The sequence below is a fragment of the Sphingopyxis sp. GW821-FHT02C12 genome (assembly GCF_059421785.1).
In genome coordinates this window covers 2,237,784-2,251,878 of sequence record NZ_JBWKVQ010000001.1, presented here as the reverse complement: position 1 = coordinate 2,251,878, position 14,095 = coordinate 2,237,784, and the positions used below count along the sequence as shown (strand labels likewise).

Sequence of the window (14,095 nt, the reverse complement as noted above, 5' to 3'; positions counted from 1 at the left end):
GCTACTGCGTCCCATCTATCGCTTGCTTGCCCCGTGCGCCACTCCCGGCGACATGGGCTATCGGGATTCGCGCCATGTCCGCCACCGACCGCCTCAAACGCCTGAAATTCCGTGCCTGGCACCGCGGCACGCGCGAGGCCGACTATATGATCGGCGGCTTTTTCGACCGCTATTCGGCCAAATGGAGCGAAGACGAGATCGCCTGGTACGAAATCGTCGTCGAGGAGGACGATGTCGACATCATGAGCTGGGCGCTCGGGACCGGCGAACCGCCCGCGCATCTCGACCGCCCCGAGATGATCGCCGCGATGCGTCGGCTGGACTATATCCCGCTGCCATGACGCGAAGCGCCGCCGACATATTTGCCGCCATCGCGTCGGCCCCCGCACCGCTGACACTGGCGCGCGCCGCCGACGGGTTCCTGCCGCTGCTGCTCGCCGACCTCGCGCGCGCCAGCGACAAAAGGCTGGTCTATGTCGCGACCGACGATACCGCGATGCAGGCGATCGCCGATGCTGCGCCCTTCTTTGCGCCCGACCTCGCCGTCCATCGCTTCCCGGCGTGGGATTGCCTGCCCTATGATCGCGCCGGACCGTCGATGCGGGTCAGCGCCGACCGGCTGGCGACGCTGTCCGCGCTGCAACAGCCCGCCAAACGCGGCGAACTGATCCTGACCACCGTCGCCGCGATCACCCAGCGCACGCTGACCCCGTTCCGCATCCGCCAGCTCGCGACGACGCTGGCGGCAGGTCAGCGGATCGACCGCGACGCGCTGGCCGAGCTGCTCGTCGCCAACGGCTTCAGCCGCGCCGACACCGTCGCCGACCAGGGCGAGTTCGCGGTGCGCGGCGGTATCCTCGACCTGTTCCCCGCCGGCGAGGAAAACGGGCTGCGGGTCGATTTCTTCGGCGACGAGATCGAAAGCATCCGCCGCTTCGATCCCGCCGACCAGCGCAGCCTCGGCCCCGCCAAGGCGCTGCAATTGCTGCCCGCGTCCGAAACCCTGCTCGACGAGGCGACGATCAAGCGCTTCCGCTCGGCCTATCGCGACCTGTTTGGCGGGCAGTCGACTGGCGATCCGCTGTATCAGGCGGTCAGCGAGGGCCGGCGACAGGCGGGCATGGACCATTGGTTGCCGCTGTTCGAGGAACGGCTCGCCACCCTGTTCGACCATATCGACCCCGCGACCCCCGTGCTGCGTGGGCACCGCACCGAGGCGACCGCCGAGACGCGCTTCGCCGCGATCGCCGACTATCACGCCAACCGCGTCGCCGCCGAACGCGAATCGCCGGGCAGCTACCGCCCGCTGACGCCCGAAACGCTCTACCTGACCGAGACGGATTGGGCTGCGGCCGCCGCCAGCCGCCCGATCCACATTGTCACGCCCTTCGATGTTCCGCCCGCGGCGACGATCATCGACCTCGAAACCTTCGCCGCGCGCGATTTCACCCCCGAACGCGCCGCCGACCTCAACGTCTATCACAAGGTCGCCGATCATCTGTCGGACGAACGCCGCAAGGGGCGCCGGACGATCATCGCCAGCTATTCGGTCGGCGCGCGCGATCGCCTGTCGGGGCTGCTGCGCGATCATGGCGTGACCTCGCTCGCCCCCGCCGACGGCTGGCAGGACGCGCTCGGCACCGCCTCGGCCGAAACCGGCGGCGCCACCGCGATGGTCGTGCTGCCGCTCGACCATGGCTTCGCGTCCGACGCGATCAGCCTGCTCACCGAGCAGGACATCCTCGGCGAGCGCCTTGTCCGGCGGCAAAAGCGCCGCAAGAGCGCCGATGCCTTCCTTGCCGAACTTGCGACGCTCAGCGTCGGCGACCTCGTCGTCCATCTCGACCATGGCATCGGGCGCTATGAGGGGCTGACCTCGATCCCGGTGGGCAACAGCCCGCATGATTGCGTCGCTCTCACTTATTCGGGCGGCGACAAGCTCTATGTCCCGGTCGAAAACCTCGACGTCCTGTCGCGCTACGGCGGCGAGAGCGACGGCGTCGGTCTCGACAAGCTGGGCGGCGAAGCCTGGCAGCGCCGCAAGGCGCGGATGAAGGAGCGTATTCGCGAGATCGCGGGCGAACTGCTTGCGACCGCGGCGCAGCGCGCGTTGCGCTCGGGCGAATTGCTCACCGCCGACGCCGCCTACCCCGCCTTCGCCGACCGCTTCCCCTATCAGGAAACCGACGATCAGGACCGCGCGATCGGCGACGTGCTCGCCGACATGGCGTCGGGGCGCCCGATGGACCGGCTGGTGTGCGGCGACGTCGGTTTCGGCAAGACCGAAGTCGCGCTGCGCGCCGCCTTCGTCGCGGCGATGGCGGGGGTGCAGGTCGCACTCGTCTGTCCGACCACGCTTCTGGCGCGCCAGCATTTCACCAACTTCGTCGAGCGCTTCAAAGGCTTTCCGATCAACGTCGGCCGCCTGTCGCGCCTTGTCCCGGGCGCCGAGGCGCAGAAGACGCGCGACGGCCTGGCGAGCGGGCAGATCGACATCGTCATCGGCACTCATGCGGTGATCGCGAAATCGGTCGAGTTCAAGAACCTCGGCCTAGTCATCGTCGACGAGGAACAACGGTTCGGCGTCGTCCACAAGGAGCGGTTGAAGCAGCTCAAGACCGACGTCCACGTCCTGACGCTCACCGCAACCCCGATCCCCCGCACCTTGCAGATGGCCATGTCCGGCCTGCGCGAACTCAGCGTGATCCAGACGCCGCCGGTCGATCGCCTGGCGGTCCGTACTTACGTGGCGCCGTGGGATGCGGTCGTGCTGCGCGAAGCGTTGCTGCGCGAGCATGATCGTGGCGGGCAGAGCTTCTTCGTCGTGCCGCGGATCAAGGACCTGCCCGATATCGAGGAATTCCTGCGCAACCGCGTTCCCGAAATCAAATATGTCGTCGCGCACGGCCAGATGACCCCGACCGAGGTCGAGGACCGGATGAGCGCCTTCTACGACCGCAAATATGACGTGCTGTTGTCGACCACCATCGTCGAGAGCGGTCTCGACATTCCGAGTGCCAATACCCTGATCATCCACCGCGCCGACCGTTTCGGCCTCGCCCAGCTGTATCAGCTGCGCGGCCGCGTCGGGCGCGCGAAAACGCGTGCTTACGCCTATCTCACCACCCCCGAACATGGCGCGATTACCGACACCGCCGAAAAGCGGCTGAAATTGCTCGGCGACCTCGACACATTGGGCGCGGGTTTCCAGCTCGCGAGCCACGACCTCGACATTCGCGGTGCGGGCAACCTCGTCGGTGACGAGCAGTCGGGGCATATCCGCGAGGTCGGTTTCGAACTTTACCAGTCGATGCTCGAAGAAGCGATTTTGGTTGCCAAGGCCGAGGGCGCCGGAAAGCTACCACCGCGCGAAGCCTTGTCGCCGACGATCACCGTCGACGCGCCGATCCTGATTCCAGAGGATTATGTCCCCGACCTGCCGCTGCGCATGGCGCTGTATCGCCGCCTCAACGACGCGCAGGATCGTCCCGCGCTCGACGCCTTCGCGGCCGAGATGATCGACCGTTTCGGCCCGTTGCCGCCCGAAACGGCGAACCTCGTCCAGCTGATGGAGATCAAGGCCAATGCCAAGGCCGCCGGCATCGCCAAGCTCGACGTCGGCACGAAGGGCGCCCTCGTCAGCTTCCACGGCGACCAGTTCGCCAACGTTCCCGGTCTGATTGCCTATGTCGAAAGGCTGAAGGGCCGCGCGCGCATTCGCCCCGACAACAAGCTGTCGATCAGCGGCGATTGGGTGAGCACGGGGGCGCGGCTGAACGGCGCGCTGCAGTTGTCGAAGGGGTTGGGGAAACTGGCGAAGCAGGCGGGCTAGCGTCGCCCCCGCGAAGGCGGGGCCGCCAGCCACCTTGCGGGCCCCCGCCTTCGCGGGGGCGACGAGGGTTATTCCATCAGCGCCAGCAACTGATCCCACGGCACCGGCCCCGATTTCAAAAACCCCTGCCAGGTGGCAACCCCCAGTTCGCCCAGCCGGACGAGCTGGGCCTCATTCTCGATCCCCTCGGCCACCACCAGCAGCCCCAGCGCGCGCGCAAGGTCGACGATCGCCCGCACGACGATGCGGTCGCGGTCGCTGCCGTCGATGGTGCGGGTGAAGCCGCTGTCGATCTTGAGATAATCGATCGGCAGCCGCGCGAGCAGCGACAGGCTGGAATAGCCGGTGCCGAAATCGTCGATCGCGATCGCGCTACCCAGCGCGCGGATCTGCGCGAGTTGTTCGGCGGCGCTCGCGGGATCGCTGAGCATCGCCTGTTCGGTGAGTTCGAGGGTCAGCCGGTCGGGATCGACCCGCGCGCTTTTTGCCATCGCGGCGAACCGATCGGCGAAATCGGGATCGCCAAGGTCGGCGGCGGTGATGTTGAGCGACACGCGCAGCTTCGACAGCGGCTTGGGCCATTTCGCCATCTCGGCCATCGCGACCCTGTGCGCCTGTTCGGTCAGTTCGCATTCCATCCGCGCCGCGCGCGCCGCGGTGACCAGCGCCCCGGCACCGAGCAGCCCGAGTTCGGGATGCTGCCAGCGCAGCAGCGCCTCGACCCCGGTCATTTCGCCGGTCGCGACGTCATATTGCGGTTGGTAGAAGATGACGACCTCGTCGCGCTCGAGCGCCGCCTTGACCATCGCGCCGTCGCGCGCCGACGCGGGGCGGGCAAGCTGGTCGCTCGCGGTGCGCAACTGTTCGGCCACCGATTCCTCGCGGACGATCTGCGCGGCTGCGATGCGAATCGCCAGCCGGCCGTTGGGATCGCCGACCATAGGTTCGGCGAGCGCGACATGCAGCGCACGCTCCTGCGCCCTCAGCGCGCCGAGCGACAGCGCGGCGGCGGGGACGATCAGGAAGCGCGGGCCGTCGAGCCGGTCGACATGCGATCCCCGTCCGAACTCGTCACCGGCGAAATTTTCAAGCCGCCGTCCGATCTCTTCGAGCACCGCATCGCCCGCCGCGGTGCCGGCACTGTTGTTGATCCGCGCCAGCTGGTCGACCTGGACCAGGATGACGCCGACATCGGCATCGTGCCGCAAATGAAGCGATTCAAGGTGGCCGACGGCGGCGGAGAAGGTGTCAACTGCGCGATTCATCGGCGCTCCCATAGCAGGCATTGCTTGCCAATCCCCTGCATTTTGCAGCAAGGTTTACAAAGATGGCTCCGTTGTCACCCTCGTCCCCGGTTCCCCTTACCGACGGCCATGGCCGCCGGATCGATTATCTGCGCCTGTCGGTGACCGACCGCTGCGACCTCCGCTGTCGTTACTGCATGGCGGAGGACATGATTTTTCTGCCGAAATCGGCAGTTCTCAGCATCGAGGAAATGGCCGAGCTCGCCGAGCGCTTCGTCGCGCGCGGTATCCGCCGTATCCGCCTGACCGGTGGCGAACCGCTGGTCCGGCGCGGCATCGACACGCTCGCGGAGCGACTCGGCGCGCTGATCGGCGAGGGACTCGACGAACTGACACTGACCACCAACGCTATGCGGCTCGCCGAATATGCGCCGATACTCGCCGCCGCGGGCGTGCGCCGAATCAACGTCAGCCTCGACACGCTCGACCCGGCCGCCTTCCGCCACATCACGCGCGTCGGCGACCTCGACGTCGCGCTGAAGGGCGTCGCCGCGGCGCGGCATGCGGGCCTTGCCGTCAAGATCAACATGGTCGCGCTCGCGGGACTCAACGAGGATCAGTTGCTGCCGATGCTGGCCTGGTGCGCCGCCAACGGCTGCGACCTGACGCTGATCGAAACCATGCCGCTCGGCGACATCGCCGACGACCGCAGCGACCATTATATCCCGCTCCACGCGTTCGTCGCGCCGCTGCGGGCCGAACGCGCGATCTTCCCGATCGACAAAAAGACCGGCGGCCCGGCGCGCTATTTCGCGGTCGAGGACAGTCCGGTGACCCTCGGCCTGATCACCCCGCTCAGCGACAATTTCTGCACGACCTGCAACCGCATCCGCCTGACCGTCGAGGGGCGCATCTATATGTGCCTCGGCCAGGAGGATCATGTCGACCTGCGCGCCGCGTTGCGCGACGGCGGGGCGCATGCAGTCGATGGCTTGATTGACGGCGCATTGGCTGGCAAACCCCGCGCCCATGACTTTCATATAGACCGAAAGTCCAAACCGGCGGTCGCGCGTCATATGAGTGCAACGGGCGGCTGACACCCCGCCCCAGTTTAAAGGCACGGGGACCTGACCAATATGCAACGCAAGATCGCGCTCGTCGCGTCGAATTCGCCCGTCGCGATGGAGGCCGAGGCCGAATTGCGCCCGCTATACGATTTCGTCGAGCTCAACGACGCCGATCTGTTGATCGTGCTCGGCGGCGACGGTTTCCTGCTCCACATGCTGCACCAGCTGCTCGACCAGCGGCGCAGCTTGCCGGTGTTCGGGATGAACCGCGGCACCATCGGCTTCCTGATGAACGAATTCCGCGTCGAAGGGCTGCTCGACCGGCTCGCGGCGGCCCGGCCCTTCCTCATCCATCCGCTGTCGGGCGACATCACCACGATCAGCGGCGAGCGCCATATATTGCCCGCGATCAACGAAATCTCGCTGCTCCGCGAAACGCGCCAGGCGGCGAAGCTCGAGGTGATGATCAACGAAAAGACGATGCTCGAGGAACTGGCATGCGACGGCGTGCTGGTATCGACCCCGGCGGGATCGACCGCGTACAACCTCAGCGCCAATGGGCCGATCCTGCCGCTCGAATCGCAAATGCTGGCGCTGACCCCGATCAGCCCCTTTCGCCCGCGACGCTGGCGCGGCGCGCTCGTCCCCGAATCGACAAGCATCCGCTTCAACGTCCGCGAGGCCGCCAAACGCCCGGTCAGCGCGGTCGCCGACCAGCGCGAAATCCGCGATGTGAAGACGGTTTTGGTGACCACCGACCGCAGTCGCCCGCTGACTTTGCTGTTCGATCCCGACCAGGGGCTCGACGAACGCATCGCGATGGAACAATTTATCGTTTGAGGTCTTGCAAAATGCCGCGCGCGGCGGCAAAGGGGCCGCCTTGTCCGGCTCGCCGGCATGTTCCTCGGTAGCTCAGCGGTAGAGCTCTCGACTGTTAATCGAGCGGCCGTAGGTTCGAATCCTACCCGGGGAGCCATTTCTTTCCTACAGCGCGAAACTCCACGCCTCAGTACGACTGGCTTCGCGTAGCACCCCTATTTTGGGTCCGCGCTACTTCGCGTGGGCGAAGAAGAAGCGCTGAGTTTTGCTCTCCGAAGTAAGAAATCGTAGTCAGCCGATAGCTCGACACCTATCACGCGGTGCAGATTAGCGTGGAAATGCGATTAGGAGCGCGAACGAGCATACCGGCGGAAAATTCTGAAACGGCGAGGTTGGTCGCCTTATTGGCCGTAAAGAGCAGCTAACCCGCTCGCGAGATCGGCGGCATTTTTTTTAAATTTGCCAAGGCAAGCAATGGCCGCTTGGCGACAATCCGCTTCTGAGCGCAAATCGTGAGAACCGGACCATCGGTCGCCCGACCTTTCAAGGCCGCAAACGAGAGAGACCCCGAAGGTGACCATGCGCCATGGCATTCGTCACCCAACGGCAATTGCAACGACGCCATTTCAATACGACCTTCTCTCAGAGCTCGCCGAATGTCGCATAATCCTTGTGAAAGTCGTTCGGACCCTGGAAATTTGTCAGCGTCAGGCTGGCAGACACATCGAGGGCCTCGACATGATGCCACCAGCCGATCGGCAGGAAAATGAGCTCACCGGGGGCTAGGTCGCAGTGCAAAAGATGCGGCCGCGCCCCGTCGTCGGCTACCCGGCAGGTGGCATCCTGGCCGAACTCGCTGTAGCAATGGTAATGATTGCGCATCAGCGGCGTCTGCGCGGGGGAAGCTAACGTCAGACGCTTGTGACCCATGATCTGAACGAGGAGATTGTTCGTCAGATCATGGTGCCAGGGCGTGATCGTTCCGGATGGCCCAAGCCACAGAAAACCCTGCTCCCGCGAATGCCCCGACAGGATGCCGTCGATGGGTCCGAAATCTTCCCATAGGGGGGCCAGCACGTCTCGATTTGCCGCACCATTGTTGGCGGTCAGGTAGAAGTCATTGCTTCGTTTGCCGTCGCGAAGCGCGGCCACAAAGGATTGCCAGGGCACGTTGCGCTTATGTTGGGCGGAATTCTGCTCATAGAGACGATCGGCGCCTCGTCCTGCCTGAAGTTCCACAACGACAGGACCGACCGCCGCCTCGATATAATCGAGCGACCAAGCCGAAAAGGCGCGCCACGACCCAACAGCCCGGGTCAGGATCAGTGGCCGGTTGCGCGCGTAGAATTCCTCGAAAAATGTACCGAAATCGATGCTTTCGCGCCGCTCGATCGTCCTCGATCCGAATTGTTCGAGCCGTCCGAGCGCCGATGTGATCCAGCGATGCTTGTCCAGCCGCGCCTGAAGGCGCCGCGCCGCGATCAGATAGGGATGATGCTCCGCGAGACGCAGTTCCCGCTCGATCAGGCTGCGATCGAAACCGGCCCGCCGCATCGCATCGATCAACTGCCTTTTGTCGGTATGGAGAAGCAGGTTCTCGGCGATCCAGCGGCGCCAATCCCCATCCAGTTCGGCTTCGCCGGGTTGCGTTGTTTCCTGCGTATTCGAATGCATTGTCTGCCTCGTTTCGGGAAATCGAAGACTCCCGGCCCTGGGGGTGGGGCCGGGAGTCTTCCTTCTACCAGCGGAAGGTCAGTCCGCCGGAGACACTGTGGGCTTCCATGCGCTCGCGCAACTCGAGGCCGTAGCCGATCCGGAACTGCGCGGTGCCCAGATTCCCGGTAATGCCGACGCTTGCGATGCCGGCGGTCCGGCCCGGTCGCACCCCGGTGATCCGGAACGCGCTTCCTCCGCCGATCAGCCGGTTGGTCACGGCCCAGCCTTCGCGGTCGAAATCATGCGCGATCACAACGTCGGCGAACGGATGGATGCGACCGTCGGACCCGAGATTGCCCTGGAGCTCGAACCCGAGGCTCCCGGTCAGGGCCTCGAACCGGGACTTGCCGACCTGGAGCCCCGCGTCCCCCGCATCGCGCTCGGTGAGCGCATGCTGTTGGACCCGGGCATAGCCGAGGCTCGCGAACGGTCGGAAGTCCAGGTCCTTCGTCCCGGCATTCGCGCCAAGCTTGAGCGACCCGCGAACTTCATTTGCCGACGCGTCGCCGTTCGCGGTGCGGCTCGACATGCCCGTGACCAGCGTTCGGGTCACGTCCAGATCGTGGTGCGCGTAGCTCGCCTGCGCATCGAGGAAAGCCGTTCCGAAGTCGACCGTCGCATAGGCGCCCACATGGTAGCTGTCGCCCTCGGCCCGCGAACGGGTTCGATGCTGCTTGGCCTCGCTCGTCGACCAGCCCGCAGCAATGCCCACCCGGGACTGAGCGTTGGGCGTCGCGTCGATGCCCATCGCCAGCCCGCTGACCTGATGGTCATAGCCGGCTGCGGCGGCCGTGTTCTCGACATCGCCGAAGCTGCCGATCGCCTGTGCCCAGACATTCATGCCGTGCCAGCGCTCGCCCGACTCCAGGCGATCCGAGCGGGCGTCGGTCATGCGATTGCCGACGAGCCGCGCAAACTCGCTTCCGGCGCGGGCCGCGATGGCGGGTGTGTCGGCATAGATTTCGCCCGAGAAGGTCCCAAGCGCAGCACCTGCCTGCGAGGGGGCGATCCAGTTGAGCTCCGCCCGCACTTCCGCAAGATCCCGGGTGAACACGCCGCTCGACCCAAAGGCGTCGAAGACGGCCTGCTGGTTGGGGGTGAGGTCCAATTCCAGGGGCGGTGTCGGTGTCGGCGTGGGAGTGGGAGTGGGAGTGGGAGTGGGAGTGGGAGTGGGCGTCGGCGTCGGCGTCGGCGTCGGCGTTGGTGTCGGCGTAGGCGTAGGCGTAGGCGTAGGCGTAGGCGTTGTTTGCGTCCGCGTGACGTTCACCGAGACCTGATTGGCCGCGCTATAGTCGACGGCGTAGGTGAAGAAGATGCCCTGCTGCGCCAGCTGCTCGTCCGGATTGATCCTGGCGAACTGGCCGGTCACCCCGCCCGTCGCCTTCAGGAAGGTATAGGCGCCCAGAACACCCGCATCGAGCGGCACGAACTGGACCGCGCCGTCGAGCGCGGCGGCGCCGCGCACGTCCAGAAGATCGCTGGTGCCGGGAACGCCAAGCTCGATCTGGAGTTCGCCGGCGGCGCTCTGCCGATAGTCGCCGAACACGGTCAGCGTTCCAAACTCGCTCCCCGCGAGCAGGCCGCCCGGCGCGACGATGCCGGCATTCACGAGGTTGGCCTTGCGGCCGCCCGCAAGGTCCGCCGCCGTCCCGATCGAACCGCTACCGCCGACGATGCCGCCCGCCTCGGTGATGGTGACACCGTTCCGCACTACGCCGTTCACAAGGAAGGTCCCGCGCGCCGCCACCTCGACAGCGGTCGACAATTCCGCGCCGGCGGCAAGCTCGAGGATGCCCGAATCCACGACGCTGGTCGCGCCCTGACCGAGCATCCAGTTGCCGGTAATCACCGAAGTCCCACCGCCCTGTTTGCCGAGCGCTTCGATGTCCGAAAAGCGCGACGCATCCCAGGTGCCCGTGTTGCCGGCGAATATGATCGTATCGAGGCCGGAGCCGCCGTCGATCCCCGCACTCGCCGCGAGTTCGGCTGCGCCAAAAATGCCAAGCGCGTCATCGCCCGCGCCGAGCGCGATGCTCCCGCCGATCGAGCCGCCGAACTCGACGAGGTCATCGCCTTCGCCCGTATCGAGCGCGCCGTCGAGGCGGCCAGCTTCCTGCGAATAGACGTCCTCGCCATCGCCAAGGCGGATATCGCCGCCGATGACCCCGCCCGGATAGTTCATGACGATGTCATCGCCCGCGCCGGTTTCGATGCTGCCGGTGATCGTTCCGTTGTTGCGCATCTCGTCGTTTCCGGCGCCGGTCCTGACGCTGCCATCGATCAGGCGCTGGCCCGACGTCTGTGTCGCGCTGTCGATCACGAAACCGTTGTCGATCAGCGCCCTTGCCGCGTGGATGAGATCGAGGTCGCCATAGATGGAACCGTCATTCTCGATCGCGATGTCGCCCGGCGCGCCGCCGATGAGGGCGTCGGCATAGATCGCCGTGACGGGTGCTCCGGGGCCTGCATGACCGATCCGCGCTCCGTCGGCGTTGCGGAGATAGGCGCGCGTGCCTTCGTCGGGCGCCAGCACGACCACTGCCGCGGGATCGGGGCCGCCGACGGCGTCGATAATGCCCTGATTGAGGAGCTGGAGGTTCGCTCCGCTCAGATCGATCGCTCCGCTATTCTCGCGGCTGTTCACGATGCCCGCACCGGCCAGTATCTTGACAGTTGCGTTGTCGCCCCGCGTGCCGATCAGCGTGCCGTCGGTTGCGGCTTCGAGCAGACCTTCGACGCTGACGGTAAGGTCGTCGGCCGCGAAGACATAGCGGCCGTTGATCGGCGGCTTGCAGATCACCGTCGTTCCCGGCGCCGGATCGGCCGGCGAGCAACCTGTCGGGGTCGGGGTCGGCGTGGGCGTCGATTTGACGACGTTCACGACCGCCCGGTCGCCGAGATAGTCTACGGCATAGCTGAAGAAGAGGCCGCTGCCACCGACCCGGTCGAACTGACCAGCGCGCGACCCGTAGGTCAGGAAGGTATAGGTGCCGGTGTCCGCAAGATCGAGCGGGATGAAATTGACTCCGCCCGCGAGATTGGCGGCTCCACGAACCTCGAGCAGGTCGGATATACCGGGCGCGCCAAGCTCGATGTCGAGCCGACCGGCGGCCGTTTGGGTATAGTCGCTCATGACGGTAAGCGTTCCGATGCTTCCCGCGCCCTGGCCCGGCGCGACGATCCCCGCGTTGGTCAGCACCTGCTCGGCGAAGCGGCCGTCACCGACGCGGCCCGTTCCGAGCAGGGTTCCGCCAGCAGCGATATCGATCGCGCCGAGATGCGTTCCGTCGAGGCGGTAGACGCCGCTGCTGCCAATCGACGCATTGCCGACGATCTCGTCGGCGGCGCGGTCGGTTCCGAACACGAGGGTTCCGTCGGCGATGGTGACGCCGCCCAGGAAAGTCGCACCTTCGGATCCAAGGATGGTGGTGCCCCCGCCGTCTTTGATTAGCTTCTCGGCGTTGATGCGCCAGGCGTCGACCGCGCCGGTTTCGCCACGATAGATCACCGTGTCGCCGCCGCCGCCTGCGACGTTGATGCTGTTCTCGCCCGTGATCGTGAGCGGGCCGTTGACGATCACGGTGTCGTCGTTGCCGCCGAGCACAATCGAACCGTTGAGCACGCCCGAAACCTCAAGGGTCGTGGTGCCCTGGAAGCTGCCATCGCCGTTCAGCGTCCCGGCGAGAACGATATGATTGGCGGCGTCCCCGATGTCCGAAATGTTCCCGTTGATGGTCCCGCTGTTGTAGAGTTCGTTGACGCCTTCGCCGAAATAAATGTCGCCGACGATCGTACCGCGGTTGCGGACGCGAACCGTGTCGTCGCTGCCATTGAAGTAGAGGTCGCCCTCGATACGACTGGGCCCGTCGACAGCGTTGCCTGCCAGATCATAGCCGTTGAGCACGGTCCTCGGCGCGCCTCCTCCGTTCAGAGAAATATCCGCATGGATCAGCCCGGCGTTGGCGATAGATAGCGCGCCGCCGGACCCGAGGATGGCGTCGTCGCCCGAATCCTGACCCGGATGGCCGATAACGCCGGTCGCCGTGTTGACGAGCGTGCTCGACTTGTCCGTGCTTGCACGCAGAATGACGACAGTGGCCGCGCTGCCGAACGACGTGCCCGTCGTGTCGATGCGGCCCGCGTTGAGAATCGTGTTCGATCCGGACTGAAGCGCCACGGCCGCCCCAATGCCGGTCCCGATCAGCTGGCCGCCCTCGCGGTTGATGACCGTGCCATCCGAAGCGATGGCGATGGCGTTCGAACTGCCGGTGATGGTTCCGCTGTTATCGACCCGCGATCCGTTGCCGAGAAGCGCGCCGTTGGCGCCCGAGATGGTTCCGGCGTTGACGAGCCTGGTCCGGTCGGACGTGCGGATTCCGGCGAAGCCGCCGCGGATTTCGCCGCCCGCGAGGTTCGCGATATCGCCGCCTCCTTCGATCGCCAGTCCGATGGAATTGCCGCTTCCGGGCAAGGTAACGATCGAGCCGCTGTTGCGGACGGTCGCGATGCCGCCGATCGCGATCGCCGCCGCGCCATTGCTTCCGGTCGAAATGGTTCCGCTGTTGGAAAGGACGGCCCCCTCGCGAAATCCGTCGATCCTGACCGAAAATATCTGATTGGAGGTCGACGTGATGGTGCCGCTATTCGTGAAATCGCCGGTGTTCGTACCGGCTGTAACCGCGAGGCCGAGCGATACCGCAATATTGCCGTCGTTGTTGAAGCGGTCGACATCGGCGCCGATCGTTACCGTCGATGCCGTATCGCCGGTACAGGCGACGGTTTTCTGCCCGTCGGTGGATGTCGTGCAGGCCGCCTGGGCTGGCTGCACGAGAATAAGGCTTCCGCAAAGCGCCGAGGCGCACAAAAGGGTACGTTTCATGAGTCAAAATCTCCCTGCCCGGCAAAAGCCGGTTCATTGAACCTGGTGGTGAGGATGGTTGTGCGCCCGCCGCTTTCAGCGCGGGCGAATAAGGCTGTAAGAGCCGCGGTTATCGATCAGGTGAGGTCAGCGGTTTCGGCCTCCCTGAACTGTTCCAGCATCTCGTCGGCAGCCGCGATCGCGTGCGCCAGTCTTGCCGCTCGCCTGCGTTGCCAGATCCAGAGCGCGGCTGCGGTCGCGGTACAGACGGCAGCCCTCGGCGCGTCGAGCGTTCATGCCGGCGCACTCCTTCCGCAAGGTCGGTCGCCGGAGAACCGAGCGATTGCCGGCCGGCGGGCGGTTCGTCGAGGTCGAAGCTTTTCATGGGCCAATTCTGTTCTCTGCATAGACTTTGCGTGGTTGAGGCGAACACCGACATTGGCGACGCTGATTTCGTGTCGGCCCGTTGGCGGATGGTGATGCCGGTCGGCAACGGGGAAAGTCGTGAACGGCTTCCGCAATTTCGTGATCGGCAGACCGATGCAGTTGGCGATGCGTG

At 65.5% G+C, this 14,095-nt stretch carries 7 protein-coding genes and 1 tRNA gene; 5 read left to right on the top strand and 3 right to left on the bottom strand.

The features are described from left to right. Window positions 1-74 precede the first annotated feature (74 nt). Both AC07U1_RS10820 and mfd read left to right on the top strand, forming a co-directional pair. Window positions 75-341, top strand: coding sequence for an FAD assembly factor SdhE (locus AC07U1_RS10820; protein ID WP_187141796.1), 267 nt, complete (start codon window positions 75-77; stop codon window positions 339-341). Further along, complete coding sequence (gene mfd / locus AC07U1_RS10815) at window positions 338-3,832, top strand: transcription-repair coupling factor (protein ID WP_495176521.1); 3,495 nt, start codon at window positions 338-340, stop codon at window positions 3,830-3,832. The genes AC07U1_RS10820 and mfd overlap by 4 nt, the downstream gene beginning before the upstream one ends. 68 nt (window positions 3,833-3,900) lie before the next feature. Here mfd and AC07U1_RS10810 read toward each other — a convergent pair whose 3' ends face one another. Then, window positions 3,901-5,097, bottom strand: coding sequence for a GGDEF domain-containing phosphodiesterase (locus tag AC07U1_RS10810; RefSeq protein WP_187141794.1), 1,197 nt, complete (start codon window positions 5,095-5,097; stop codon window positions 3,901-3,903). Window positions 5,098-5,159: 62 nt separating this feature from the next. Between AC07U1_RS10810 and moaA the strand changes: the two genes are divergently transcribed. The 3 genes from moaA to AC07U1_RS10795 all read left to right on the top strand — a co-directional run bounded on the left by moaA (window position 5,160) and on the right by AC07U1_RS10795 (window position 7,119). Next, complete coding sequence (gene moaA, locus AC07U1_RS10805) at window positions 5,160-6,173, top strand: GTP 3',8-cyclase MoaA (RefSeq protein ID WP_056346471.1); 1,014 nt, start codon at window positions 5,160-5,162, stop codon at window positions 6,171-6,173. 39 nt (window positions 6,174-6,212) lie between these two features. Beyond that, window positions 6,213-6,983, top strand: a complete 771-nt coding sequence (locus tag AC07U1_RS10800; RefSeq protein ID WP_200938004.1) for an NAD kinase — start codon at window positions 6,213-6,215, stop codon at window positions 6,981-6,983. 61 nt (window positions 6,984-7,044) lie between these two features. Next, a tRNA-Asn gene (locus AC07U1_RS10795) sits at window positions 7,045-7,119 on the top strand. 485 nt (window positions 7,120-7,604) lie between these two features. On the opposite strand, the gene AC07U1_RS10790 is transcribed toward AC07U1_RS10795, so the two are convergent. Continuing rightward, window positions 7,605-8,636 carry a cupin-like domain-containing protein gene (locus AC07U1_RS10790; protein ID WP_495176522.1) on the bottom strand — a complete coding sequence of 344 codons (1,032 nt, stop codon included), beginning with the start codon at window positions 8,634-8,636 and terminating at the stop codon, window positions 7,605-7,607. A gap of 64 nt (window positions 8,637-8,700) precedes the next feature. Continuing rightward, window positions 8,701-13,506: an autotransporter domain-containing protein gene (locus tag AC07U1_RS10785; protein WP_495197697.1), complete on the bottom strand. Its 4,806-nt coding sequence runs from the start codon at window positions 13,504-13,506 to the stop codon at window positions 8,701-8,703. Window positions 13,507-14,095 lie beyond the last annotated feature (589 nt).